This window comes from Shewanella benthica KT99 (genome assembly GCF_000172075.1).
GTDB classification, from domain to species: Bacteria; Pseudomonadota; Gammaproteobacteria; order Enterobacterales; family Shewanellaceae; genus Shewanella; species Shewanella benthica_A.
This window is the reverse complement of the sequence record NZ_ABIC01000005.1, coordinates 56,186-83,131: the sequence shown is the minus strand read 5'-3', so window position 1 is coordinate 83,131 and position 26,946 is coordinate 56,186. Positions and strand designations below refer to the sequence as shown.

General features: G+C 46.2%; 26 protein-coding genes and 2 pseudogenes. 18 read left to right on the top strand and 10 right to left on the bottom strand.

Annotated features, from left to right (window positions below; translation table 11 throughout):
* Positions 1-32 precede the first annotated feature (32 nt).
* From KT99_RS03280 to KT99_RS03255, 9 genes are all read left to right on the top strand, one after another.
* Positions 33-956, top strand: coding sequence for an LpxL/LpxP family Kdo(2)-lipid IV(A) lauroyl/palmitoleoyl acyltransferase (locus tag KT99_RS03280; RefSeq protein ID WP_083804803.1), 924 nt, complete (start codon positions 33-35; stop codon positions 954-956).
* A gap of 71 nt (positions 957-1,027) precedes the next feature.
* Entirely contained in the window at positions 1,028-2,578 is a 1,551-nt protein-coding gene (norR, locus tag KT99_RS03275) for a nitric oxide reductase transcriptional regulator NorR (RefSeq protein ID WP_005497003.1), read from the top strand.
* Positions 2,579-2,661: 83 nt separating this feature from the next.
* Positions 2,662-3,354 (top strand): M16 family metallopeptidase, encoded by a 693-nt coding sequence (locus KT99_RS22585; protein ID WP_005497002.1) that lies wholly within the window; start codon positions 2,662-2,664, stop codon positions 3,352-3,354.
* A 48-nt stretch (positions 3,355-3,402) separates the two neighbouring features.
* Complete coding sequence (locus tag KT99_RS22580) at positions 3,403-4,062, top strand: insulinase family protein (RefSeq protein WP_005497000.1); 660 nt, start codon at positions 3,403-3,405, stop codon at positions 4,060-4,062.
* A gap of 25 nt (positions 4,063-4,087) precedes the next feature.
* The gene (locus KT99_RS20035; RefSeq protein WP_050774306.1) at positions 4,088-4,270 is read left to right on the top strand and encodes a hypothetical protein; all 183 of its coding nucleotides are present in this window, start codon (positions 4,088-4,090) and stop codon (positions 4,268-4,270) included.
* A gap of 233 nt (positions 4,271-4,503) precedes the next feature.
* Entirely contained in the window at positions 4,504-5,343 is an 840-nt protein-coding gene (locus tag KT99_RS20030; protein WP_050774305.1) for an insulinase family protein, read from the top strand.
* Positions 5,344-5,444: 101 nt separating this feature from the next.
* Positions 5,445-5,687: a hypothetical protein gene (locus KT99_RS20025; RefSeq protein ID WP_005496998.1), complete on the top strand. Its 243-nt coding sequence runs from the start codon at positions 5,445-5,447 to the stop codon at positions 5,685-5,687.
* A gap of 157 nt (positions 5,688-5,844) precedes the next feature.
* On the top strand, positions 5,845-6,984 hold the full coding sequence (zapE, locus tag KT99_RS03260; protein WP_005496997.1) for a cell division protein ZapE: 1,140 nt from the start codon (positions 5,845-5,847) through the stop codon (positions 6,982-6,984).
* 662 nt (positions 6,985-7,646) lie between these two features.
* Positions 7,647-9,890 carry a DUF6351 family protein gene (locus tag KT99_RS03255; RefSeq protein ID WP_005496996.1) on the top strand — a complete coding sequence of 748 codons (2,244 nt, stop codon included), beginning with the start codon at positions 7,647-7,649 and terminating at the stop codon, positions 9,888-9,890.
* 69 nt (positions 9,891-9,959) lie between these two features.
* Here KT99_RS03255 and KT99_RS03250 read toward each other — a convergent pair whose 3' ends face one another.
* On the bottom strand, positions 9,960-10,655 hold the full coding sequence (locus KT99_RS03250) for a hypothetical protein (RefSeq protein ID WP_005496995.1): 696 nt from the start codon (positions 10,653-10,655) through the stop codon (positions 9,960-9,962).
* A gap of 160 nt (positions 10,656-10,815) precedes the next feature.
* Between KT99_RS03250 and KT99_RS03245 the strand changes: the two genes are divergently transcribed.
* Positions 10,816-11,517, top strand: a complete 702-nt coding sequence (locus KT99_RS03245; protein ID WP_005496994.1) for an oxidative stress defense protein — start codon at positions 10,816-10,818, stop codon at positions 11,515-11,517.
* Between the two features lie 176 nt (positions 11,518-11,693).
* Positions 11,694-12,644, top strand: coding sequence for a WD40 repeat domain-containing protein (locus tag KT99_RS03240; RefSeq protein WP_005496992.1), 951 nt, complete (start codon positions 11,694-11,696; stop codon positions 12,642-12,644).
* Between the two features lie 175 nt (positions 12,645-12,819).
* Here the strand turns inward: KT99_RS03240 and lgt are convergent, their stop codons facing one another.
* The 3 genes and pseudogenes from lgt to KT99_RS03230 all read right to left on the bottom strand — a co-directional run bounded on the left by lgt (position 12,820) and on the right by KT99_RS03230 (position 15,624).
* On the bottom strand, positions 12,820-13,608 hold the full coding sequence (gene lgt, locus KT99_RS03235) for a prolipoprotein diacylglyceryl transferase (RefSeq protein ID WP_040571551.1): 789 nt from the start codon (positions 13,606-13,608) through the stop codon (positions 12,820-12,822).
* A gap of 292 nt (positions 13,609-13,900) precedes the next feature.
* Positions 13,901-14,053 (bottom strand): annotated as a pseudogene (locus KT99_RS22570) (4-aminobutyrate--2-oxoglutarate transaminase); the annotation flags it as partial.
* 95 nt (positions 14,054-14,148) lie between these two features.
* Positions 14,149-15,624 (bottom strand): NAD-dependent succinate-semialdehyde dehydrogenase, encoded by a 1,476-nt coding sequence (locus KT99_RS03230; protein WP_005496989.1) that lies wholly within the window; start codon positions 15,622-15,624, stop codon positions 14,149-14,151.
* Positions 15,625-16,279: 655 nt separating this feature from the next.
* On the opposite strand from KT99_RS03230, the gene KT99_RS03225 reads away from it, so the two are divergent.
* Positions 16,280-16,567, top strand: a complete 288-nt coding sequence (locus tag KT99_RS03225) for a putative quinol monooxygenase (protein WP_005496986.1) — start codon at positions 16,280-16,282, stop codon at positions 16,565-16,567.
* 126 nt (positions 16,568-16,693) lie between these two features.
* Complete coding sequence (locus KT99_RS03220; RefSeq protein ID WP_232504235.1) at positions 16,694-16,978, top strand: ribbon-helix-helix domain-containing protein; 285 nt, start codon at positions 16,694-16,696, stop codon at positions 16,976-16,978.
* A 472-nt stretch (positions 16,979-17,450) separates the two neighbouring features.
* Here the strand turns inward: KT99_RS03220 and KT99_RS03215 are convergent, their stop codons facing one another.
* From KT99_RS03215 to KT99_RS23190, 4 genes are all read right to left on the bottom strand, one after another.
* On the bottom strand, positions 17,451-17,978 hold the full coding sequence (locus tag KT99_RS03215) for a DUF3087 domain-containing protein (protein ID WP_005496981.1): 528 nt from the start codon (positions 17,976-17,978) through the stop codon (positions 17,451-17,453).
* A 406-nt stretch (positions 17,979-18,384) separates the two neighbouring features.
* Complete coding sequence (locus KT99_RS23200) at positions 18,385-18,861, bottom strand: IS66 family transposase (RefSeq protein ID WP_005496980.1); 477 nt, start codon at positions 18,859-18,861, stop codon at positions 18,385-18,387.
* Positions 18,858-19,187: a hypothetical protein gene (locus KT99_RS23195; RefSeq protein WP_269764032.1), complete on the bottom strand. Its 330-nt coding sequence runs from the start codon at positions 19,185-19,187 to the stop codon at positions 18,858-18,860. Before KT99_RS23195 ends, KT99_RS23200 begins: the two co-directional genes overlap by 4 nt.
* A 71-nt stretch (positions 19,188-19,258) precedes the next feature.
* Entirely contained in the window at positions 19,259-19,513 is a 255-nt protein-coding gene (locus KT99_RS23190; protein WP_005496971.1) for a DUF6444 domain-containing protein, read from the bottom strand.
* A 273-nt stretch (positions 19,514-19,786) separates the two neighbouring features.
* Here KT99_RS23190 and KT99_RS03200 point away from each other — a divergent pair, with 273 nt between their 5' ends.
* From KT99_RS03200 to KT99_RS03190, 4 genes are all read left to right on the top strand, one after another.
* Positions 19,787-21,148: a Na+/H+ antiporter NhaC family protein gene (locus KT99_RS03200; protein WP_005496968.1), complete on the top strand. Its 1,362-nt coding sequence runs from the start codon at positions 19,787-19,789 to the stop codon at positions 21,146-21,148.
* A 246-nt stretch (positions 21,149-21,394) separates the two neighbouring features.
* Positions 21,395-21,739 (top strand): hypothetical protein, encoded by a 345-nt coding sequence (locus KT99_RS22565; RefSeq protein WP_005496967.1) that lies wholly within the window; start codon positions 21,395-21,397, stop codon positions 21,737-21,739.
* Complete coding sequence (locus KT99_RS22560; RefSeq protein WP_005496965.1) at positions 21,715-22,095, top strand: hypothetical protein; 381 nt, start codon at positions 21,715-21,717, stop codon at positions 22,093-22,095. The genes KT99_RS22565 and KT99_RS22560 overlap by 25 nt, the downstream gene beginning before the upstream one ends.
* Positions 22,096-22,229: 134 nt before the next feature.
* Positions 22,230-22,982 (top strand): pseudouridine synthase, encoded by a 753-nt coding sequence (locus tag KT99_RS03190; RefSeq protein ID WP_005496963.1) that lies wholly within the window; start codon positions 22,230-22,232, stop codon positions 22,980-22,982.
* A 428-nt stretch (positions 22,983-23,410) separates the two neighbouring features.
* On the opposite strand, the pseudogene KT99_RS20405 reads toward KT99_RS03190, so the two are convergent.
* A pseudogene (locus KT99_RS20405) lies at positions 23,411-24,198 on the bottom strand (IS1595 family transposase).
* Between the two features lie 101 nt (positions 24,199-24,299).
* On the opposite strand from KT99_RS20405, the gene KT99_RS03175 reads away from it, so the two are divergent.
* Positions 24,300-24,998 (top strand): hypothetical protein, encoded by a 699-nt coding sequence (locus KT99_RS03175; protein ID WP_005496960.1) that lies wholly within the window; start codon positions 24,300-24,302, stop codon positions 24,996-24,998.
* A 376-nt stretch (positions 24,999-25,374) separates the two neighbouring features.
* Here the strand turns inward: KT99_RS03175 and KT99_RS03170 are convergent.
* Positions 25,375-26,810, bottom strand: a protein-coding gene (locus KT99_RS03170; protein ID WP_086017578.1) for an IS66-like element ISSbe3 family transposase whose coding sequence is annotated in 2 segments (ribosomal slippage) — positions 25,375-26,618 and positions 26,618-26,810 — 1,437 coding nt in all. Because the reading frame shifts where the segments join, the coding sequence is not laid out codon by codon here.
* Positions 26,811-26,946 lie beyond the last annotated feature (136 nt).

Sequence of the window (26,946 nt, the reverse complement as noted above, 5' to 3'; positions counted from 1 at the left end):
AAGCACTCACTTTTCTCATGTTAGAGTTATCCGTGGTAGAAAAAGCCCAATTTTCGACACATCTTTATCACCCAAAATACTGGCTACTCTGGTTCGGTATAGGTTTGATGCGCCTGACACAACTACTGCCGCTATCGATACAGATGAAACTAGGAAGTCTTATCGGGCACTTAGCTAAAGCCATCATGGGCAGTCGTGTCCACACTGCCAAGCGTAATTTGGAGCTTTGCTTCCCCGAGATGAGCACGAGTGAACGACAAGACTTGCTGACGCGTAATTTTGAAGAAACCGGTAAGGCCATCTTCGATACCATCAACGCCTGGTGGTGGTCCGATGCTAAGGTTCAACGCCACATGAGCATAAAAGGCCAGCAACATGTCGAAAAGACACTCGCTGATGGCCATGGAGTGATCCTGTTCGCCGTGCATTGTCTGCCGCTGGAGATGGGTGCACGAATTTTGGGCATGTTTCGACCCAGCGTGGGTGTCTACCGCCCCCATAACAATCCAGTGATGGAATATTTGCAGGTCAAGGGCCGCCTGCGATCCAATAAGGCTCTAGTGTCTAAACGGGATCTGCGTAAGATGATACGTTGCCTGAGAAACCCTGATGTTATCTGGTACACGGCGGATCAAGACTTTGGTCGCTCCAGTGCCACCTTCATTCCCTTCTTCGCCATGCAAGAAGCGGCAACGATCACAGGTGCTACCACCTTGGCTCGCCTGGGCAAGGCTAAGGTATTGCCCTTCAGTGTGGTCCGTAACGCCGACGATAAAGGCTACAGCATAGAGATCATGCCAGCACTGGATAACTTCCCCGGAGAAGACGAGGTTGTAGATGCTAAACGAGGCAATAAAATCATCGAAGGGATCATCAACCGCTGTCCCAGTCAGTATATGTGGCTACATCGCCGCTTCAAGACTCGGCCTAACAAGGATGATCCTTCGGTATATTAGCCTCTGTCCTCGGTAGCTTTCACGCTCTGAGAACAACTGAATATCACCATAAGTGATCCCTAGGAGCAGATATGGCACTGAGTCAAACTGAACTCACACAGATAGCACTGGATATTACCTCTGGCTTGTCCAACCGCGATCGATTTTCCAGGCTACTCGATACCATAAGGCAGAATCTACATTGTGATGCGGCGGCGCTACTCGCCTTTCAGGACGGGCAATTTACCCCATTAGCCATTGATGGACTCAATGCCGATGTACTGGGAAGACGCTTTCTTGTGGATGAGCACCCAAGATTAGAAGCCATTGCTCGTGCCGGGGATATTGTCAGGTTTCCCTCCGATAGCACACTCGCCGACCCTTATGACGGCTTGATCCCCAATCAAGGTGATAAACTTAAGGTCCACGCCTGTATCGGTCTGCCCCTGTTTGCTAATGAAAACCTTATCGGCGCCATCACCATAGATGGCTTCGATCCGCGGCAATTTGATCAGTTTTCCAATAGCGAGCTTAGAAGTTTAAGTGCCATCGCCGCAGTCTCACTCAGTAATGCCCTGATGATCGATAGATTAGAGAAGCTCGCGGTGCAATCACAAGACTCGTTACTGGCGATGCGGCTCGGCATAGACACCAATACAGATGTAGAGGTCATAGCTCAATCCGAGATAATGCAATCACTCCACGATGAGATAGAAATGGTCGCTGCCACAGATCTCAACGTGCTTATCTTAGGTGAGACTGGCACAGGTAAGGAACTGGTTGCCAAGGCAGTACATCAGGGCTCAGAGCGTAAAGACATGTCACTGGTGTACCTCAACTGTGCGGCTTTACCCGAATCTATCGCTGAGAGTGAGCTGTTTGGCCATGTAAAAGGCGCGTTTACCGGTGCCATAAGCAATCGAAGTGGCAAGTTTGAACTCGCCGATAAAGGCACCTTGTTTCTCGATGAGATAGGCGAGTTACCGCTCACCTTACAGTCCAAGCTCCTCAGAATATTACAGTATGGCGATCTACAGAAGATAGGCGATGATCGCAGCCGAAAAGTAGATGTGCGAATTATTGCTGCCACCAATAAAGATCTAAAGCAAGAAGTGTTAGCCGGACGATTCAGAGCCGACCTCTACCACAGACTCAGCGTCTTCCCCTTGATGGTGCCACCACTGAAAGAGCGAGGCGATGATATCACCTTGTTGAGCGGATATTTTGTAGAGAGGTGCAGGCAGAAGCTAGGCATTAATAATCTCAGTTTAAGCCCGGCAAGCCTGAGCCAGCTCAAGCAATATTCATGGCCAGGTAATGTCAGAGAGCTAGAGCATGTCCTGCATCGAGCGGCCGTACTCGCTAGAGCGCAATCTCGCGGTGGGCTATGCCAGATATCGCCTCATCATCTGGAGTCAATAACCCAAGCCGATGAACCCGATATTTCCCGTCAGGCCAGCAAAGAGAGCAACAAGTTTAATATCGGCGATAACAGCCTAAAAGATGCAACCGACGAATTTCAATCTCAATATATCAGACAGGCATTAGCCGAAAATAACGGACAATGGGCCGCCACAGCCCGCAAGTTAAAGCTAGACTCGGGCAATCTGCACCGTTTAGCTAAGCGATTGAGGCTGAAATAAACTGGAGTTGAGCATAGAAGGCTAGCTCTAGCAGATAAAAAGCTGTTATAAAATAGCCTATAACAGCCAGATTAAGCGATAACATGAAAACGGAATTCAGTCTAAAGTATGGCCTGCTAGCCTACGCTTTTATAAGCCCGAACACCTTGGCAGAAGAGGTGAATCTTAAGCTGCTGGCTACGCCTCTTTACCAGCTAGAGCAGAAGATCGACTACCAGACGTTAGACAATGGACTGCAGATCAGATTACTCCCCATGGATAACACCTTGAGTGTGTCTATTGCCAGCCAGTTCAGTGTCGGCTCTAGGGATGAAGCGCCGGGACAAACCGGTTATGCGCACCTTTTTGAACACATGCTGTTTAAGGGCAGTAAAAATGCCCCCGGCGACAGCTACGCCCAGACGATGAGCTCACTCAGCGGACAATTCAATGCCTCCACCTTCTTCGATTTCACCAATTACTATCTGACAATTCCATCTGCAGCACTCGAGCTCGCCCTATGGATAGAAGCCGACCGCTTCATTCGCCCAGCCTTAACTCAAGAGACAGTCATAAATCAGCAGGCGACCGTGTTAGAGGAGATGGCCAGCAGCATAGATAATCAGCCCTATGTACGCCAAGCGATGGAGTTTCTCTTAAAGCAAGCCCAAGGCACGCCCTATCAACACGCGGTCATCGGCTCTAAACAAGATATAGCGCAGTCGACGCCAGCGAGCCTAAACCAGTTCCATCAAAACCATTATCGCCCCGACGCAATGCAGCTCAGCTCAGCATAGTCGGTAGCCTTCCGCCGCAGACCACAGAGTGGATTCAATCACTCTTCGGTGACTGGGCTAAACCTTCCACACCCGTTAACGCTCATCAAGAGCGTCATTTTTACCAACGAATCTGTTCGCGCTGAAATAGTCGATAGCCGGGGCCCCTGGCCCGCATTACTGCTTGCCTGGCATACGGTAGGACAAGCTCATCGCGATGCCGCCGCCGTCACTTTACTCGAAGGCTACCTGTTTCAAAATCGAAATAGCATCATCAAGCAGAGTGGCTTGAGGGATCCGCAGCAACTACTCACCTACTCGATACCCTTGTCCATGGAGCATATGGGAGTCACCAACCTGGTCATGGTGCCAAGGGCCAAGACTTCTCTCGACCAACTGGCGGAGAATATTGAGCAGATGATAAATCAACTAAGTAGCCAAGGAATAAGCCAGAGTGATTTGGACCAATTGAAGGCCCAATGGCTCAACCTTAAACTCAGGCAAGTCGATAGCCCTTCAGCATTAGCAAGAGCCCTATCGGCCACATTACCTCAAGATCGCCTTGCTCCTCTAACTGGCCCCTGGGAACGCATAAATGCGGTGACAACGGTCGATATGCAGAGGGTAACCGGTCGCTACTTTAATCACGGCTATGTCAGGCTAGACCTGCTGCCACCTTGGTATCTCAGATGGAGAAAACCTTACTGGAATGGCTTCCCGCAGGGCTAACCGACAGCTTAGAGGATAGCGTCTTATGATCTGCTTTAATAAACCTAACATTAACTCGCCAAGATACCGGCTAAGCATCTTGCTGTTACTGCCGCTTCTCGGCTGCCAACAGACCAAGTTAGTGTTCACCGACGAGCAAGCACCAGTCACGCCGACATTTAACCGGCTCGAAGGAGCCCGCAGCCACATAGAATCAAGCCAGAATTAAACCTAAGTACCGAATCATGGGCTCCAGAAGTTCATCCACTGACGGCTGATTTTACCCTGCACCTCTTCCCGCCTAGCCCATCAGAGCTTAATTATGTCGAGCTGGTACTGATAAATTCACACCAGCCCTTTAATAACATAGATATTCTCAATACCGCGCTCAATGAGCGCGGTATCTGGTTAGCGTCTCAGCATCCAATCTCATGTATCGAGAGCCTACGAATTAGTGCGAGAATGCATAGCATTAGCATAAAGATGGCCTGCCCAGCTCAAGAGATAGCGCAATCACTGAGCATACTCGCCGACAGTTGGCAGGATTGGGCATTTGAGCAAATTGATATAGATAATGTCCGACGAAAGCTAAAGCTTAATAAGCATATCAATGCCTATAGCGGTGCGGAAATTGATAAAGTATGGGCCGATATCATATTGGGAGATAAGCATCCTTATAATCAGGCACTCAACAACCTAGCACTGCAAGATGAGCTAAGCCTTAGCAAGCTAGCTGAGCTACAGCAAGAGATGCGAGTAGGCGCTAAATGGCATCTGTTTATGTCGCTGCCCGCGAATCATCGAGTCTCAAATCTTGCCCAAGCCAATATTCTCACGAAGGAAGTCTTAATAGAAGAGGCTGAGCGGCTTGCTAAACGGTTAACCCGATCTTCTGCTGTTACAGCTAAAGAGGAGCGTGCAGGAACAGAAGAAGCTGCGGCTTTAGTCAAAGCACTGCAAGAGACAGATACAGCTGCAGAGTCTTTTATCAACACAGACAAGATAATCTACCTGATAGATGCGCCTGGAGCCGTGCAGACGCAGGTGAGAGTGGGATATAGACTGCCACTTTCAGCTTCTGATACTGACACGCTGAATAGTGACTTTTCGTCTAGCCATCCCTTGAGCTGCCAGTTACTCGCCAATTGGTTGGGTCGCAGTTTTTCCGGTCGCCTCTACTACGACTTAAGAGAAAAACGCGGGTTGACCTATGGCATCTATGGCCGCTGTTTCGATAACCCTCTGTCGCGTACACTCAAATATTATGCCAGCACCAACTGCATCACACGGGTGCATTTGTAGCTGGTATCTTAGCTCACCTGCAACTCGCTACCGAACAAGAAGTTGCCAGCGCCGAGCTATTGGCGTTGAAGATCTTTGAGAAAAGTAAGTACACGCTAACCATGCAGTCCCAGTACTCGAATAAGATACAGTATATTAAACAACTGACACTCAAACGCAGCAGCGAAGACCTAGCTGATATTCAGATCCAGATAAAAGAATTGACCGGCGAGGAGCTAATACAGATGTCTCAGTCTATTTTCAACTCGCCTCCCTACATCTTACTCAGAGGCGATGCCGATAAAATTAGTGGCGATCTAAAAGATAAATTACCCGACTGGCACATTGAAGAGATAGAACCTTAAGGTACTTTGAGTCGCTCAGCTGCTATCGGATAAAATATAATACCGATTGTTATAGAGAGCTAAACATGAACAGAATCGAGTCATATCAGTTGTCCCTGCGTTAAAACGGCACAACTGATATACTTGCGCCCATCCCCAATCGATATACCCAGTCAATATGAGCCTCTCTCCTCTCGTTAAATATCGGCAGAAACTCACTCAGCTAGATTTTAGCTTCGACCCTAAGCAAGAGCAGGCGGTGACTTTACTCGATACTCTGTTCGAGCAACTCACTTCACCCAAAAAATTGATTCCAGCGAGTTCGGTTAAAGGAGTCTATCTCTGGGGGGATGTGGGCCGGGGTAAGACCATGTTGATGGATCTTTTCTGCGACGCACTGGATGACAAACTGACGCTGAGGCTGCACTTTCATCGGTTTATGGCGCGGATCCATAAAGACATGTTGGCCGAATCAGGTAAAAGAGATCCCTTAGTTCGCATCGCTAAACGCATTGCTAAAGAGTGCAAGGTCATCTGCTTCGATGAGTTTTTTGTCGCCGACATAGGTGACGCCATGATCCTCGGCACCTTGTTCGAGGCGCTATACAAACAGGGAGTGATATTAGTCGCCACCTCCAACATACCTATCCCACGTCTGTATGAATCCGGGCTGCAAAGAGACCGTTTCCTGCCTACGATTGCTTTGCTGCAGGCCCACTGCAGCGAGTTTCACTTAGATGGCAAGGAAGATCATCGACTGCGTTCCCTGGAGTTTAAACAGATCTATTTCTTGGGTCAGCAGGCAAAATTTAATGACTTGTTTGATTCGAAAGCTGACGGGAACACCTATCGCAATGAATCGATACAGATCTTAGGCCGCAGTATTCCAGTCATCAAGGTCAGTGATAATCAGGCCTGGTTTAGTTTCGATGCCTTATGTGATGGTCCCAGATCTCAGCTGGACTATATTGAATTGGCCAGTCGCTTCGATACCCTGTTTGTCAGCGATATTCCCGTACTCGGCGGCCGCCCTAAATCCTGGATCCGCGCCAGAGGCACGGAAGATGGTGCTATCGCCACCGAAACCGGCGAACGTCAGCTCTCCTATGCTGTGGGTGATGACCCGGCCAGACGCTTTATTGCCCTAATCGACGAGCTTTATGATCAGCGAGTCAATCTCTATCTGTCAGCCGAAGTCCCCCTAGAAGAACTCTACCGCGAAGGCGCTCTAAGCTTCGAATTTAGACGAACCTTCAGCCGCTTACAGGAGATGCAGTCCACTGAATATGCGGCTAGCCCGAAACGAATAGCGGCTTAAACCTCTAATACCATTCCATATAAGTATCTGGTCAGTTCAGAGACTCTCAGTTTTTTCAATTTAAGGCGCATTGATGAGGAAATGGTTATTCCCTTTTAAGTCAATGTAACGCAGAAGTGGAAACACTGAGAGCCTCACGCAGTGCGGCTGATGTTTAAAGAAAAGGGCAAAGCCCTTTATGCTACGTTGAATGTTCTCGATATACGACTGCATGGTCTATTTTGTTCCATACAAAATAAGACATTTCCCTGACCCATAGGGATATGGGAAATGTCTTGAAAGCGTATGGAACGCTTAAGACCATGGAGGTCAGATGCAGGAGGTACGAGCCCATGGACGGGTGAAGGTAGAATAATGCAGGAGCAATTATCGAGAGCAACGCAGGAGCTTGTTGCCGAGAATAACTATTAGCTTCAAACATCCGCAAGCCACATGGATGTGGTGAATGTCTATATTGCACGACTATAGGGATATAGGAGGTAGAGTAACGCAGGAGCAGTTACCGAGGAGCAAATATAGACCTTGCCTACAGTGCTTTGAACTCCCGCTGAATGATCAGATACTTACTCGGAATGGTATAAATTATTTTCAGCATAATTATTGCTTTTTTATCGAATCGAACAAGACTTAAGAGGAGAACTACATAAGGACGGGAGTTAGAAATGAGCAAAAGACTCTTGATATTATTATTTTTTTTAACCAGCATTTTAACCGCCTGCGGGCAAGATCCCTTGGTAAAACGTCAGGTAATCTCCATTGCGCCTATGGATCAAGAAAACCTATTGTTACAGGTAGATAAGCACATAAGCCTCACCCAAAGACCCAGTGAAACCTTCCCTTTCCCAATCAAACTCGATGAAGTTGGCCCAGCCGATAGCCTCTATTCGGGTATGCGCCAATACCCTTTCTACTGTATGACAGTCGATGCAGGTTTAGGCCAGCCCCTGGTCGATAATCAACAGGGATACGGCGTCACGATTTACGACGAAAACGACGAGGTAATAGGCTATAGCAAAGACTGCATGGTCACCTCAAGAATAGACTATTTTTATACCTTAACAGGCACAGATAAAATACGAGCCTATGATCTCGACAAGCCACCAGCAAGAGCAGAGATTGCGACCACTGAGATCGACGGCAAGCCGGTCCCGGAGATCTTCCGTTTAGAGAGAGGTAGCATCAACCGCTATATCTATTACATTGCCATGTTGGTCCCCGAAGAGAGGCTTGGACAACGCCAAGATAAGCAATATTGGAATAATAAGCTCATCTATCAATTCAAAGGCGGAGCCAGCATAGGTTTTCGACAGGGACGTATGGGGGCTGAACGCCTCATTAACAGACGCCTCACCTTGCTCAGACAAGGCTACGCCGTCATCGCCTCCAGTGGCAACAATACCAGCTACAGCTATAACATGTTGCTCGCCGAAGATACCGCCAGAAGAGTCAAGGCACAGTTCATATCTCTCTATGGTGATCCCCTCTATACCTTAGGCATTGGCGGCTCAGGTGGTGGACTCGCCCAGTACCTTATCGCCCAAAACAGCACTGGGGTTTTAGATGGCTTGATGCCTATCTATAGCTATCCGGATATGGTGTCACAATCGATATTCCTGCTCGATTGCGACCTGCTACAGCACTACTTTAACGTCACGGATAACGGTAATAGTAAGTGGAAAGACTGGGAGCAGAGAGAAAAAATAGAGGGCATGAATGGCATTAATGGTTTCGATCATCCTTATACCTTCTTAGTCCCTCTCAACCAACTGTTTGCAGGTGTCTGGCCCTCCATGCCCAATGGCAGCAGCGAGTGTGTATATTCTTGGTTCATCGCCGCAACTTTCTTCTACAATCCTAAGCAAGGTTTCGTCAAACCTTACTTCTCCGATAAGGTAAAAGAGCAGGTTAACTGGACCTATTGGCAAGATTTAGCTCAGATTTACGGCACTGATAGTCATGGCTTTGCACGAACAACCTGGGGCAATGAGGGCGTTCAATATGGCCTGAGGGCCATGAAAAGGGGAGATATCAACATCGAAGAGTTTATTCACCTCAATCAGTATATCGGTTCCTGGGTGCCACAAGATAAAATGCGTAAAGAAACGGCATTTACGCCTTTTGGCATGAGGTTCCCTATCTGGCTAAGCCTCTGGAGTCGCAATAATATCACTGAGCCAAAATCCCACATAGCTAAACGAAAACCCGCCGATGCCCAGGCGATCGTTAACGGCTATAAATATGGACAGATATTCATCGGTAAGGCCGAGCTGCCAATCTTAGAGATCCGTCACTATCTGGAGGATGATCTCAACATGCACCACACCTTAGCCTCTTTCGAGACCCGACTAAGGATTCAGGAATATCAAGGACACCATGATAATCAGGTGGTATGGATATCCCATAAAGATCATACTCCCATCGATAAGGGTATAGCATTTCTTGACCGATGGCTGATGGCCATAAGAGCATCCGAAGATAAAGATCCTGTCACCAGTAAACCCGCTGACTTAGTCGATGCCTGCATAGACCACCTGGGTAAGGTGCAATTTGAGGGGGAAGATGTGTGGGATGGCGAATGGAACGATCGGCCATTGGGGAAGTGCAGCAAGGTATATCCCATTTACAGCAACATTCGCGTACAAGCAGGTGGCCCCTGGGCCGGCAGTATCTTCAAGTGTGGTCGCATCTCGGTTGGTGATGCCATAGAGCGAGGCGTATACGGCAATGTTTCCATTGGGGCTTATCAGGGGCATTTGGAAAAAATATTCCCTGATGGAGTATGTGACTATGGTCAGGGAGATATTGGCAAGCCAGATCTCGGCTTAACACCAAGTCTACAAGCCAGTAAAAACAAGCGTTCTAATCTGTTGCCTCTGGTTGGCAGTAAACAAAAATTAGAACGCTAAATCGGTACTCACGTTTCTTCCGCTTAAACTTAAACTGAGTCTATGGACACCAAAAATGAAGCGATGACCTTACTCCTGATGGGGGGTGAAATTAGTGCTTAAATACTGTCTACCATAGAGTACCGCTAAGCCTATCAAGGGCATTAACATGGTGAATTGGCCACCAATAAACACAACATCGATTAAGATTAACGCCGACAAGAAAATCATCTTCTCATCGAACTCTCGCTGCTGATTATCCCCGCTAAGTGTCAATGAAATAATGGCAATACCTAGGAGGAAGATAGCCGTATTGAGCACACTGGACACTCGTCTCTTCTCGAGCTCTACCTTGTAATTGGGGTCCGAGTGTCGTTTCCTCAAGGCTTCGAGCCTAGCCGTAACGCTCGAACGAGTATTCACGTTAGCACTGCTTTTAACCACATTGGTGTTAGCCAGGTTAGCTTGAACACTCCGACCTATATTATTTGTGCCTACCTCGGCCATAGCGGGATTGTTCACACTGGAAAATTCATTGTAACGGCTTATAGTGATTGTGTTTTTTGTTTCATGCGGCCTTGCTGCCTGAACTTGAGCCACTGCACGAATATCAGACAATGAGACTCGGTGATCTACCACGGCTCTGCCATAGGCCTGTTCGGTACCATATACATGAGCCTCATCAGACAGGGACACATCTTCAAGTTTCCCTGTGTAGAGGATGACAGCTAGGTAGCATAAGACAATGGCTAAACCTAACAGCAGGTTTCTTCTTATAAAGTACATACCACCTCCATAGCTTGCGCTAATTATCCCAGGTACAAATACAGCGAGTCACCGTTAGCCATAGTATAGTCAAAGAAAATAAAACCCTTTTCTGTTTTCCCCGCGTTTATAACTTCAGAACTCGTATTTAACTTTTTTTCTAAGATTGGAGTCGAAAACTATGAATAAAACACTTTTAGCCGCACTGGTATCGAGCAGCCTTATCTTTGTCTCTCCCCTCATTCAAGCTGCAGAGCTAAGTTTCCCTCACCTTGAAACAGTGGGAACTAGCCAACTCCAGGTTGACGCCGATATGGCCGAGATCAATGTCGAAGTGACAGTCAAGAAGAAGACTGCCAAGGCTGCGAAAGACACCTCAGACCAAGCCGTTGCCAAATTTATTGCCCGCTTAAAGCAGGCTGGCATTGCGAGAGACAAGATCTACAGCGCCAACTTGAACCTGCAGCCACAATATCATTATCAGAAAGACAAGCCCGCCGAGCTAACAGGCTATAGCGCAAGCCGTAGATTGGTTGTTACAGTCGATGATCTGTCCCGCCTCAATGAAATCTTAGACTCGGCGCTCGAAGAGGGCATCAACAAAATAAATAACATCGCGCTCAAGACCAGCAAGGAGGAGGAATACATAGATAAGGCTCGCTTGGCAGCCATTCAGGATGCTCAGCGAAAAGCCAAGAAACTCGCCGAGGGCTTCGGTGAAGAGATCCAGAGGATCTGGGAGATTCGTTACTTAAATCAACGCCCGGTTCAGCCGGTGATGCTACGCATGAACGCCGGTCCTAGCTATGACATCGCCGAAAGCTATCAACAAGGCCAAGTCACCATTCGAGACAGAGTCGAAGTGGTTTATAAATTGAAATAACCAAAGTTCATTGATTCAAAGCAATTTATTCAAGATCCATCAATTTAAATGACGAATAACCGATACCAGCAAAGCATATGCTAGTATCGATTATCGCTTAATTGATTCGAGCCAGATTGATCTTGTCACATAACTACTCAAATAAGCTCGCCTCTATAATCCTTACCGTTTCGCTGATGGCATTCGGTCTTATTCTCACAGGCTGCAGTAAACCTGTGGCCAAACAGCAAGCAAACTCGATTCATAGATATGTCGCAGACCATCTCATCGATGCCGACCTGTCCAGCGATGCCCAGCTTACAGTCACCTTGAGCCGCACCCGTGAGTTATCGGTGTGGGATAACGCCTCAAAATCTCTGTTACATCAATGGCAGATAGAAGACTTCGACGAGCCTACTTACTTGGTGTCACTCTCCGGAAATAATCAGTATCTGGCGGTGACGGGAAAGCATCGAGTATCGATATTTGATCTCAACAGCGGCCGACTCGAGGTCTCCTGGCTTGCACAGGGCTTCGATAGTGATGCCCGTATCTCCAGCCTGTTTCTGAATCAAAACGGAAAACGAGTGTTACTCGGTATGAACGAAGGTTCGGTGATTAGCGTCGATCTCGAAAACAACCAATTATCTATGTTTCAACTCCATGACGGGTCCGTCAGTCATGTTGAATTTATCTCCTATGACGAACGAATATTGTCGACAGCCCATGATGGACATGCGCTCATTTGGGCCAGTAGCGATGGACAAGTTATCAAGGACTTTAGCTTGCCCTTGCGTATCACCAGCATCAGCTTCGATGAAGCCGAACGAAGACTATTTATCGCCGATGCCTTAGATAAACACATCGTAGCCGACACAGATTCTGGTGAGAGTATCGGCCAGTTGGCCTTCCTAGAGCGCTATCGCTATTTTAGACAAGCGTTATTTGTCGACCGAGGTAAGACGCTCATCACAGCGAGCTCAAAACAGAAGATCATCAGCTGGGATATAAGCTCAGGCAAGGAAAAGAAGCACTGGGACATCACAGCTTTTACCACCGGGACCACAGTGCTCGACATGGCCATTAACCCCAGCGGTCAGCTAATGACCCTAAGCTCGGATGGCGCCTTGGAGAGCTGGGACTATTGATGCCATTCTCATAAAATTAGAAAAACTTAGTTTTTGTTATTCAGTTTTAGCTTATTGGCTAAGGGTTCTATGGCGCCGCCTTGGAGCAGTATCGAAAACGGCACGACAAAGAATACTATATGCGCCAGTTCTATCGCTCCTTCGACGCCTGATTATTCTAATACCAATAACTCGGTTAAGCCTTAACCTTCTTGTTTAAATAAGGCATTACCAAGAGTACAACTCCAACAATGAGGAAAGGTACACTCAACCATTGGCCCGCACTCCAGGTCATTCCCTCAGCGTAAGCCGCCTGCTTGACCTTGACGAACTCTATGGCGAAACGAGCACTGAACACCAATACCAGGAACAGGCCGAAAATAGCGCCTTCTTTCTGCTTCATCTCAGTGTATTTGTAAATTGCCCAAAGACCGATAAAGATAGCCAGATAAGCGAAGGCTTCGTAAAGCTGAGCCGGGTGACGAGGTAGCATGTCGATGCGCTCGAAGATAATAGCCCAAGGTACATTGCTCGGCAGGCCTAATATCTCTGAGTTCATGAAATTGGCCATACGCACGAAGAAACCAAAAATTGCCGTGGCGATGGCCAATCTATCCAGCAGGAACAGGAAGGGCATATCCATCTTACGACGATAATAGTAAAGCGCCAGAATTGCGCCTAAACCTCCGCCGTGGCTGGCGAGTCCGCCTTCCCAGATGGCGAAAATTTTCAGTGGGTTACTGAAGTAATAGGCCGGGTCATAGAAGATACAGTGAGCCAGGCGAGCACCGACGATAATGCCTATTACACAATACATCAGCAGATTATCTAACGACTCGACGGGCAACTTCTCCTTGATATAGATGCGCTTCATCACCTGAAAACCACAGGCGATGGCCGTCGCGAACAGAGCACCATACCAATGCACTTTAAGCCCCATAAAGGAGACCAATACGGGGTCGACGTTCCAAACAAAATGATCCAAATTCAGCCTTCCAGTTTCTTTTTAAAAGTAGAAATATTTAGGTTATATGGGGCTGTTTTACGCTGAACTTAGTGACTTAGCAAGTTTTCTTAAAATATCCCCATGGCTATTTGAGCCAGATAAGAGATTATGGCTAAACTTCGATACCTTCGACTTGGCTTCTTCGCTCCAATAGTGTCACATCTCTCCAAATGCCTTCCATCTTGCCTAACCTATCTCTGGTCCCGAGAACGGTAAAGCCACTCTTTTTTATGAATGTGCAGACTCACTTCATTTTCAAAGTGATTCCAGTTTAGCGCGCAAGAGCACTAAATAGCGGGTTAAACTTTTCTAAACCTTCATAGATTAATTCATCAGATATGGTCAAGGCTGGTAAGAAACGAATAACATTACCGTAGCAGCCACAGGCAAGCAGAATGAGGCCATGCTCGGCCGCCTTACCTATGTTAGGAGGGGATTTAGCCCCGAGGCTTATAGGTTTATTCCCTCCCTTGTAGGAGGGGGATTTAGAGGTTTATTCTCTCCCGGCTAAAGCCGGTCCTACGACTTATCTATCCCACCCATACACAGATACTTGATCTCCATATAGTCGTCTAAACCATACTTAGAGCCTTCGCGGCCGTTGCCTGACTGCTTAACCCCACCGAATGGCGCCGCCGGATTGGATATGATGCCTTCATTAATACCGACCATGCCGTATTCAAGCCCTTCGGCGACGCGCCACACTCGGCCAATATCGCGGGAATAGAAGTAAGCCGCTAAGCCATACTCAGTGTCGTTAGCTAATGCGATAGCTTCCTCTTCGGTGTCGAAACTGATGATGGGCGCGACCGGGCCAAATATTTCATTGCTTGCCAAGGGCATATCATTGGTGACACCGGTCAAGATTGTCGGCTCATAGAAATTGTTACCTGCAGCGCTGCGTTTACCACCGGCAATAATTTTGGCCCCAGCGGCGACGGTTTCTTCCACTAACTTATGCACGCCATCGACCGCTTGTGATGTGATCATCGGGCCTAAGTTAACGCCATCGACCAGGCCATCGCCGATCTTAAGCTCGGCCACCGCACTGGCAAACTTATCGGTGAACTCCTGAAGCACGCTACGCTGAACGAAGATACGGTTAGTACAGACACAAGTCTGGCCTGCATTACGATATTTAGACACCAGTGCGCCTTGGACTGCGGCATCGATATCGGCATCGTCAAATACGATAAATGGCGCGTTACCGCCGAGTTCCATCGACACCTTCTTAACCGTAGTGGCCGCTTGGGTCATCAATATTTTGCCAACCGCTGTCGAACCGGTGAAGGTGAATTTAGCCACGTCCGGATGCTGAGTCAGTACCTTGCCCATACCAGATGAATCCAACCCCACAACCACGTTGAACACACCGGCTGGCACGCCAGCCCGCTCGGCAAGTTCAGCCATAGCGAGCGCCGACAGCGGCGTAGACTCTGAAGGTCGCACCACGAACGTGCAGCCAGCTGCCAGAGCCGCTGCCGCTTTACGGGCGATCATGGCATTAGGGAAATTCCACGGCGTAATAGAGGCGACGACGCCCACAGGCTGCTTGATAACGATAATACGTTTATCACCGGCAGGACCCGGAATCGTATCGCCATAAACTCGCTTGCCCTCTTCGGCGAACCAATCGATGAAAGCCGCACCATAGGCAATTTCACCTTTAGCTTCGGCTAACGGCTTACCCTGCTCTAAGGTCAAAATACGGCCTAGATCATCCTGACTCTCCATCATCAAGTTGAACCAGCGACGCAAGATAGCTGCACGCTCATTGGCCGATTTCTTAGACCAGGTCGGCAGGGCTTTTTTTGCGGCGATAACGGCCGCTTCCGTCTCGGCAATGCCGGCGTTGCATACTTGAGCCACGACTCGGTCATTGGCAGGATTGATGACATCGAATCGCTCACTCCCACCATCCAACTGACTATCACTCCACTTGCCATCTATGTAAGAGCTGAGCTTCACTAATCCTGAATCGTTAACTTGTTGCATAATCACTCCAGTGTGCTGTCATCTTGTCAATGGCACCAGTTTCTTCTCCAGAGATGAAACTGGTACTAAAAATTCATATAGCTTTTGAATAGCAAAATTAAATTAATTACTTAAAGCTATATTTGATGAAGTATTTAATCAAGAGTAAACAATAGTTACCAAGAGACATAAGCGCTTACGTCAGTGACAAACCGTAACCATCCTAGGTTGAGTATCCGTCGTACGCTGAATATCACTAATAGTAGTGACTCCGGCCATGAAAGAGAGTGCTTTATTCGGTGACTCAAAATGAATGAAAGTATAAACCAGCGACAGGCCCATTATTTTTATAAAAGATGTGCAATATGTGTCTGATAAAATCGTTATTATTTGTCATGTTTTTGACGAACAAATAGAAGGGAAGATGTACTTAATCTTATTGGCATCAGTTTTTTGTTCTAAAACGCTAACTCAGATACATTTTTACACGGGTCAACCTAGCGATAAATTTATGTTTATTTACAAAGTGATCAGACACAAAGAGCTGTAAAGAAAGAAGTTACTTAGTCTAAATAACTAGAATGTAGTACCCCTTTGCTACCCCTTCACCAGTCAAGTCACTTACATTAACTCACCCTTTCGTTATCGGTAGTAACTTTTGACTACGGGCACAAACATGATCAATGTATTGACACGCTTTAAGGCACAAAGTGGTAAAGAGCAGGCGCTTCTTGAGCTCCTCAAGAGCTTAGTTCAACCGACTCGAAATGAACTGGGCTGTGTCAAATATGAACTTCACCAAGAAAATGACAAACATGGACATTTCATCTTCATCAAGAGCTTTGTCGACCATGCTGCATTCGAAAAACATCAAAATACCGGACACCGCAAACGTCTAAAAAAAGAGATGCCTGAACTCATCGCTCAAGAACCTGAAATTATCATCTTATCCCAACACGCATAACCGGATAATAAATCATAAGTTGTGATAAATCGCTAAATTCGAGAATTTGTACACGCCCCTGAATGGTAATAAAGACAATTAATATGTATAATACCTTAAAATTCAACAAATTAAATGACATCGAGTGTGCGAATCAAAGTTATGGATAATCTGTTTTTCGATAACCCTACCAGCCATTACTTGCCGATTCAGAAATCCATTCGCATCCAGGGGCATGTAACCAGCATCTCATTGGAAAAGCTGTTTTGGGATCTATTAGATCAGATTGCAGAGAGCCAAGGTGTAAAAAGAAACCAATTTATCGCGAGCCTATACATAGAAGCGCTTAACCATCACGGTGATGTAAAGAATTTCACCTCATTGCTTAGATCGGCCTGTGTCCAGCATATCTTGTCGAAGGAGAATGTTTAACTCTACCACCTCACACAGGTTCAGCTTAAACTCAGTGATCCCATGCTTAATAAGCAGTTAACACTTCGTATCGGTCACCACCATTCTCTGTGGTAGGTTTTTAGGCCATAAGTCATATTACAAACGAGTCAACTTACCTAGCTGAGAAGTCGCGAGGCTTCACTATCTCTAATAATACCAATCAGTATAAGAAAGTGGCCAACTCAGAGTTATTTTTGGCTGCATAATTCAAGGCGGATGAGTGAGGGAATGGTGATCCATTATGAACTCATTCAACATAGAAGTAGGCTGCCAAAAACACTCCTGAAAGGCGAGTTTTAGCACTTTAGATACGGCGTTAACGAGCTTAAACGTAGAATAACTATGCCTCTCACTCGTTGCCTTGCCTCTAAAGCGCTAAACTCTCGCTGAGTGACCACACCTTTATACCGATTGGTATAATACCACCGATGAAGATCTGGGATCCTAGCCGCTATTTAAACTTACTGAGTAATGCGGCGTTAAAGTCTTTAGCCGATACGGTCAGATTGCGTTCACTAATTCTGCCTTGAAGATCACTGATATCTTTCTCCAACTTGCTCAGGGTAAGCGTGTTGTTATCTAACAGATAGACCTGCTTCTGACTCTGATAATAGAAGCTTAATATGATCAAGGCATCGATATCATAGTTAACAGCAGCGGCCTTGATCTTCTTCAATCGACGATAGACGCGGTTATGCAACGCTTTGAGCTTCCATATATAATAGACCTCAACCAGATAAGGATGATGTTTAAAATGCGTCAATATGGCCACAGAAATAATGGCCGCCAAGATCACACCGAGTAAGTTCCATTGAAAATTCCCCGTCGTCTCAGCGCTCATGTCCTTAGCATCACCAAACAAGGCAATAAAACCGCTCCCAAAAACCAAGGATAGCAAGATGAGACTAGCAACTAGGGTGATTGTGACGATATTCAGGTGCTTACGATATACAACTTTATCTATCTCTTGTAACTTCATGCTTTGACCCTTTGTATTTCAAGACAAACATTTTAATTTTCCTATCATGGCTTGTATAGCCTGAACTTACTCTTTTAGAATAAAATAACTTGGTTTCGGCCCTTTCTACAAAATGCCAGAAAAATGAGTGTCCCAATGTATAAAAACGACCAGCAGAGTAAAATCGCCAACAAACAGTGATATAGCAACATATATGTAAGCGTTCACCAGAAGGGCGTTGACTAAGCTGACACCAGGTCAAACACGTCTGGGTATTCTCTGTTGCCTACAACGGCTGTAACGATCTTACTTATCACTGTAATTGGCGATAACTGCCGTTTTTTGCATGTTTCAACCACTGACAGTAACCGGGAACGGAACTTCTCCCCTCGATCTGAACGGGTGCCATAGCAAATCTTACGCATGATCACGCTACCACGCTACCACGTATGCAGCGTTCTGCTTCGTTATTGGTCAGAGGAGTGCCTGGGTGATTAAGAAATACCCATAAGCCTTGCTCATATTTGAGAATATGACGGCATCTGCCAGCATAGCGTGAAGCGGGCACATTTCCCCCGCACTCAAGCCAGCGCTTAATACTGCGCCTTAGTCGTTGCATTCGCCGACGCCACATTATTTCCTCAACTTCACCGGATTCATATCTATGCTGGATGCGAAATACGGACTTGAAAAGCAATACCAGTCGGTTACCAATATTCGCAGTGAGGCCTTTTCCTGAATAATCGGCCATTTGTTGTAAATTGCGTAGCACCTGGGCTAGGCAAACCTGATGACGCTCAGGGGCTATCCAGTTGTAGCTCGGACATTGGTCGCTCACTACGATAGCTTGAGTCTGTGCACCTAATACCGATTTGGCGGCATCCTTATTGCGAAAGTATTTCACCACTTGGAATACCGCGTCAGCATACTACTGACTCGTCCTTGAGCCTCAGAAATCAGGCCTGTAGAGAAATGAGTACCATATTGGTCTTGCAGTAAACGTTGAATTTTTCGTACGCTCAGATGATATAAACCACTGAGCACAGCTACGTAGCTAAGCAGTCTTGGTCCCATCTGGCCATCAGAAGTATCCTTAGGTAAGGCGCCTTTGCTCACCGTGTTGCATTGCTGGCAACGTCCATGAAATAGCTGATATTCAGTGATATCAAGCTTAGGCTCAGGCAGCTCAAACACCTGATGACGATAACTGGGAGACTTATTGGCAGTCACTTCACCACCACAATCGGAGCAACAGGCCCCTGGCAAACAAGCGATTTGCTCATCGTTTTCGCCGAGTTCCGCTAGTGGTCTTTTATGCCCCGTATGTCCAGGTTGAGCGCCAACCTTATTTCCACTACGAGGCGTTTGAGCTTTTTTCGCTCGGCCTTATCCGCAGGGGAATCAGAGGAGGGTGATTTGGATGAGTGACGAGAACTGAGCATCAACCTGTCTTCATACTCACGTAGCGTTTGCCAAAGCTCACGGATAAACAGGTTGGCTTCGCTGATATTATCAATCGAAGGCGGCTCTTGCTCGAATTGTTTTTTCTTTTTCATGACGCCATTTTCACATGGAAAAGAGATCGTTCAATAGCTATATGACCAAACCTTATCGATCATCAATTGATCGTGTCAATAAGGGGCTGGTGAACGGTTACACATATATAGCAATCTTAAAAGAAAAAACAAAGTGGAAGTAAAAACATCTAGACGTCCAGATTGACAGACGTCTATTTATCTCATATCCTGCCGACTATTGAGATCTACCATTCTGCTTATGCCGACCGATGTTGAGCTTAAGACTAAAGAGACAAGATAAGAGAGAAGACTTTGACCACATCGACCAATCCCTCAGCAAGCGCTCAAACAAAGAGTACCAAGACACCAACGGCCTCATTTGTTGCCCTGCTGCCGTTATTTCTATTCCTCGGCCTATTTATCGGTGCCGGAGTTTACTTCCAGAGCCAGGGCGTTGATTTTGCTTTCTATCAGCTACCCAGTGTCGTCGCTATATTGCCAGCAATTATCTTTGCCTTGATCATCTCGAAACAGAAGCTCAACCAGAGCATAGAGACGTTTATTGCCGGCATAGGTCATGCAAACATCATAGCCATGTGTTTGATTTACTTGCTTGCTGGTGCATTTGCTGCCGTGGCTAAAGCCACTGGCGGTGTGGATGCCACTGTTGCGCTAGGTCTGTCACTTGTGCCATCTAACTTACTCTTACCCGGCTTCTTCGTCATCGCAGCTTTCCTCGCTACTGCCATGGGTACCTCTATGGGTACTATCGCTGCAGTCGCGCCTATCGCTCTTGGCGTTGCCAACGAGGCTCAGATAGAGCTAGCCCTGATGGCTGGCGCGGTGATTTCTGGTGCACTTTTTGGTGACAACCTCTCTATCATCTCTGACACAACTATAGCGGCGACACGTACCCAAGGTTGTGAGATGAAAGATAAGTTCAAAGAGAACCTTATTTTTGCGATTCCAGCGTCGCTCATTACCCTGATTGCCTTCGCCTTCGCGGGTCAAGGCCAGGCCGATGTGGCCGCTCAGGAGATAGACTTTGTTAAAGTCATTCCTTACCTAACTATTTTAATACTCGCAGTCTCAGGCCTGAACGTATTTGTCGTACTGACTATCGGTATCCTGCTCGCTGGTATCACAGGCCTGGTCACTATGGATTACGGCGTAATCCAATTCGGTCAGGATATCTATACCGGTTTTGGTAACATGCAAGAGATCTTCATCCTTTCCATGTTAGTGGGTGGTCTAGCGGCACTGATGCAACAGCAGGGTGGTCTGGCATTCGTCAGTAAGCAAATTGAAAAGTTAATCGCGAAATTCTCCAAGGCCAAAGGTGACGCTTCGACTCGCGCATCTGAATTAGGCATAGCAGGCATCGTTGCCCTAACAAATACCTGTATCGCCAATAACACGGTATCAATTGTGGTAACTGGCGATATCGCTAAAGAGCTGGCACAGAAACACGACGTAACCCCTAAACGCGCAGCCAGCATCATGGATATCTTCTCCTGTATTATTCAGGGACTCATTCCATATGGAGCTCAGGCCTTGCTTATCGCATCGACCTTTAGCATCTCGCCACTGGCAGTGGTAACTCACGCCTGGTATTGCATGATCTTGGCCTTAGTGGCTATCTCAATTGTCATCTTTCGTAAGCGTGCCAGCTAATCTCGCCGTGTATCTTAAAAACGGCTACAACTAATGTGGTATTGCAGATGCAGCTTAAATAGAGCAAATTGATATCCAGTTAAGCTAAAGTTAATATTGCTCCCAAGAGCTAGGTTTAGCTAAAACGATAGGGATATTCAATTTCGACGTAATTTGTAAACGTCGATACAAGTAAAGGAGTGCAGCTTACTGCGCTCCTTTTTTATTTTTGCAATCCGTAATCCGTACTGAGAAAAGCGAAAACCCATGCAAAGTGAATTAAAAACACATTCAACCCATTATGATCTACACAGATTAGTGGTGCTGATGATCTTAGTCGGTGCCGCTGTCACATCGGTGGGGATCTCTATCTCTGTCTGGGCTGAATATCAAGATATCGGCATGCAGGTCTTTTTCAGACGTTCAGACTTCCTCGGTGATTATTCACCTCTGGCCTATGTCTTTAACATGTCACTGATTATCGCTGGTTCATGTATTCTGCTCGCCATGTATGGCCTGTATTTGCTTAAGCTAGGCGACTTTAGTCACTTTTTATCGATTACAGGATCTTGGGTCGCCTGTCTATTATGCTCATTGGTGTCTTTCCCATAAATTATTTAGACGAACACAGACTGGTGTCCACCAGCTTCCTGTTGGCCACATTTGTGCTCCACCTATTGACTATTTCCACTCGATTTACCCATAAAGAGATCTGTTCAAGACCCCTGTTTATATTGGCCATCTTTGGTTTTATCAGTGCATCCGGCCTCATCTATCAGCTAGATTGGAACACCTTAGACTTCTCCCCTTGTTTACATGAAGAAGGCGACGTCTGCTGGGTCGCGCTAAATATGTGGTTGCAAACCAATATCACCATGCTCTGGTGCGTGTTACTGGCACTAAATATCAGAAAATTAGCCATTGAGCAGCATTATCTAGAGTCACAGAAGCAGATGTCAGACTGGTAGCCCTTCTTTAAACCTGCCTCACTGCTCTTCTTTAAACCTGGCTGGCAGCCCTTCTTTAAACATAGTGGCAGTTAAACGGGTTTAGATGCTAACCTTGCGGCTAAACTATATTTATACCCTCACGACGCTGAACAATGACACAAGATAACCCTAGTATTCGTCTGGCTAAATACCTTGCCATGACTGGGCTCTGCTCCCGCAGGGCCGCGACTCGCTATATCAGAGACGGTCAAATAACCCTAGATGGACGCCTCGCCAACCATATAGATACCATCAGCTTAACCGACAGCGATTCAGGCTTTATCAGCCAAGAGATACTCAAATTCGATGGTGTGCTTATTCAGGGAATCGAGTCTAAACAGTACTGGATGCTCAATAAGTCTGTCGGCACAGACTGCCGCCTCTTGCCCCACGACCCCAGTTCTCTATTACATTTGCTGCCAGCCAGCCCCAGGCTCTACCCTGTGGGCCGCTTAGACAAGGACTCCCGGGGTCAGCTGCTATTAACCAACGATGGTGAATTGACGCAGAAGTTAATGCACCCGGATTTCGGCCATAGCAAGACTTATCATGTGCTAGTTGATCGCAATTTCGATGACAGTTTCTTAATCAGTATGGCCCAGGGCGTCAGCTACCGGGATGTCACTACCCTCCCCTGTCAGATGACCCGTCTCGATGATGACAAGTTTGAGATCATACTCACCCAAGGGCTTAACCGACAGATCCGCCGCATGAGTCAGGCATTAGGCTATAAGGTGATAGATCTTAAACGGGTACAGATACAGACCCTTAAGCTAGGTGAGCTAGAAGAGGGAGAGATGAGGGAGTTGACTACCAATGAGCTGGCGCTTCTCTTAGAGAGCTGTCGACCTTCGAATGAAGGTTAGTTACATTTTTATTTAGGTTCATTTGGCGACTTGGTTATTGGGAAATATATTTATTAATTTTACCTTCATTGTTATCTATCGCTTGCAGCGGGTGCTGTGCATGAATGCACAAATGTCGTGCTCACATGGTCAGAGATGTTCCCTACATCCCAAGACATTTCCCATATCCCTATGGGTCAGATGTGAGTGAACGACCTTATGTGCACTCTTACTTTGAGAAGGTTCTGCGAATCGCCGCTAGTACAATCCCTGTAGGCTCTGCCAAAAAGTCCCTTTTTTGGAAGTTCGCAGCCGCATCTACACTGAGTTCTTCAAAAGAAGGTTATTTATTTAACCTTGCCCGTAAACAATTTTAAATCATGAGAACTACCTAATTCGCTACGACCCCTTTGTTCGATAACAACACCCATTTAGCTGTATATATATGGCTATGTTCCATAATATTGTTGTCCCCCATACGCGGCTTTCAATATCTGCAGATTATCTAGTTTTGCGTTACTTTCCTTAAACCAAGCCAGATAATGTGACAAATACTTTGTGGCAACCCCCTTCATTTGCCCATTAACCCAACTCTTAAAGTGAGCGATTGCACCATTTACAGTCTGGATATGGTAAATCTTATCTATCACTCTTACTTTATTATTTATCAATCGCTTATGATCGCAGTTCTTTTGCTTTGCTATCGCTACATATGCCCAAGAGCCATCACTGCAAAGTACCGAATCTGCTGCAATGTTTTTAGACAAATTAGCCGCTATTTCTGCAGTCGTATCAGCAGATAAAATAGGGGTGATCATGTGTTTACTGCGATCTATGGATAATAGGATAGCGATCTGGCCTTCTTTAGTTCGTTTATCAATATCGCCGCCTCTCTCAGTGTTAACTTGAGCTGCATACAGCGAGTATAGTCAGCCCAAAGGTGGCATTTATGTAGCCTAGCTAACGGTGTCTTAGTCTTGTTATTGAAGGTCTTGTAACAGGTATTACATCGGTATCTTTGTATTGCTCCAGCCTTCCCCCATTTTTTGAACTGAGGAGAGTGGCAATGTGGGCACTGGGATAACGCATCGAAAAGTGGTTGAATGAGCTCATCGGTGGGGATTTTAGCGTTTAATGCCTGAATTGACTGGTGAACGACTTCTCTTTGAGCCGGTGTCATCGATAAAAATGTTTTTGTTATCTGGTTAAGCTTACTCACAAATAATTTTGTTTTCATTTTCTTTAACCTCAATCAATTACGCTCAATGATAAGGGTAGACAACATTTCGCTACAACAGCGCCGATGTTTTACACTCTCCAGAGTTAGCAGGTTTGAAAATGTCAGATTTAGAGAAAGATGAATTTGAGGAAGTTTTAAGTGATTTTTGGGGATATCCTATACCCGTTGAATATGTTTACACAAAGGATAACAAGACTGTAGAGAAAATATTTGATCGCTTGAATCGAAGTGGTGAGAAATTAAATGGACAAGAGCTAAGGAATGCCAAATTTTATGATTCAAAGCTTGTGGATCTAGCTTATAAATTCTCGCAAATGGAGTTTTGGAAAAATGAATTACTAATTACAAATAAAAATAGAATGGAAGATATTGAACTATTTTCAGAGTTCATTTTTCTTATTATAGAGGGTGGGGAGTTAGCTTCATCACCAAAAGTTTTAGATGAGCTGTATGCAAAATATGCTAATAGTGCTGAAATTGATTGGGCTGATCTTGAATTACAGATGAACAATGTTTCTAGCTTCTTTACGGCTATGAAAGTGAATTTTTCAGATTATAATGTTTCAGGTGTAAGTCATTTATATGGCTTATGGGCTTTTTCATATTATTGTGTCGCTAAAAAAATAAAAACTAAAAAAGTTAAAAATAACCTTCATGATTTTTACCAAGGATATATGGATTCAGATTTTGAAGAAGATGATTCATTTTCGATTTATAAGTCTAGTATGATGAATGCTACTAAAGGTAAAGGGCAGCGAAAGAAGCGTAGAAATGCACTAATAGAATATTGCCTATAACGTGCATATAATCGGGTAGCCGGAGGTATCTAGCCTCCAGCCCCCACACCACCCTGCATGCGGCTCCGCACACGACTGAATGAATTCAGGAGGTTTGTTGCCGAGGGCGGTTCATTTAGAGCGCCTAACCTAGACTTTCTGGTTAGCTTCTTTGTTTCGAGAGTGAATTACAATCCATCCATCCATCTCTTAGTGAACATAAACCCGCTTTCTTAACTCTTACTTCGAGCTTTGCATTACTCAGTGCTTGCAGTATCTCTGGTCAAAGATTTTAACCAGAGTCGAGCTTCGCCACTGACGCCATTCCCTATAACTGGAAAGTCACATACGCACGCGACGACGGATCCAATGTAAGCATTCACCAGAGGGGGATTGACTAAGCTGAGGTTAGTCCAAATACGTCTGGGTAGTCGCATTTACCCACCACGCCCGCAATGATAGTGCTGATCACTGTTATCGGGGATAACTTGCGCTTCTTGCACGTTTCAACGACTGAGAGGATCCGAGATCGAAACTTCTCACCCCTATCTGAACTGGTGCCATAGCAGATCTTGCGCATGATCACGCTGCCACGCAAACAACGCTCGGCTTCGTTATTGGTCAAAGGTGTCCCTGGGTGATTGAGAAAAACCCATAAACCTTGCTCATATTTGAGAATATGCCGGCATCGGCCTGAGTAGCGTGAAGCGGGCACATTTTCCCCGCACTCAAGCCAGCGCTTAATATTGCGCCTTAGTCGTTGCATTCGCCGACGCCACATTATTTCGTCAACGTCACCGGCTTCATATCTATGTTGAGTGCGAAATACGGACTTGAATAGCAATACCAGTCGATTGCCGATACTCGCGGTAAGCCCCTTACCTGAATAATCGGCCATTTGTTGTAAATTACGCTGCACATGGGCAAGGCAAAATTGATGCCGTTCGGGCTCAATCCAGTTGTAGCTGGGACATTGGTCACTCACGACAATCGCTTGGGTATGCTCGCCTAATATCGATTTGGCTGCATCCTTATTACGAAAATATTTCACCTGTTGGAATACGGCATCCTCACTCGATAACAACCAGACCCAGCGGGTATGCTCTTCACCATTACGATTGTGCGTCGTCTCGTCAACATGCACTAATGACGCTTTTTTTATGTGTTGATGCAGAGCTTGGTGTGTCGGCGTCAGCATACTACTGACTCGCCCTTGCGCTTCAGAAATCAGACCGATAGAGAAATGAGTCCCGTATTGGTCTTGCAGTAAACGTTGAATTTTACGTACGCTCAGGTGATACAAGCCACTGAGCACAGCCACGTAACTGAGCAATCGTGGCCCCATCTGACCATCGGGAGCCTCTTCAGGCAAGGCTCCTTTGCTCACGGTGTTGCACTGCTGACAACGCCCGTGAAATAACTGGTATTCAGTTATATCAAGTGCAGGTTTAGGTAATTCAAATACCTGATGACGATAGCTTGGAGTCGGGTTGGCAATGACCTCGCCACCACAATCAGAACAACATGAATCGGGTAAGCAAGCGACTTGCTCATCGGTTGCGCTGAGTTCCGCTAATGGTCTTTTATGCCCCGTATGTCCAGGTTGAGCGCCAACCTTATTTCCACTACGAGGCGTTTGAGCTTTTTTCGCTCAGCCTTATCCGCAGGGGAGTCAGAGGATGGTGATTTGGATGAGTTTCTAGAGCTCAATGCTAGGCGGTCTTCATATTCACGTAACTTTTCCCACAGTTCTTGAATGAGTAAGTTTGCTTTTTTTTCACCGAGTTCAGCAACCGTAGGCGGCTCTGTTGCGAATTGTTTTTTCTTTTTCATGAAGCTATTTTGACACGGCAAAGAGATCGTTCAATAGCGATATGACCAAACCTTATTGATCATCAATTGATCGTGTCAATAAGGGGCTGGTGAACGGTTACGATCCAATGGTCTAAGTCGACACATCCTTGGTAAG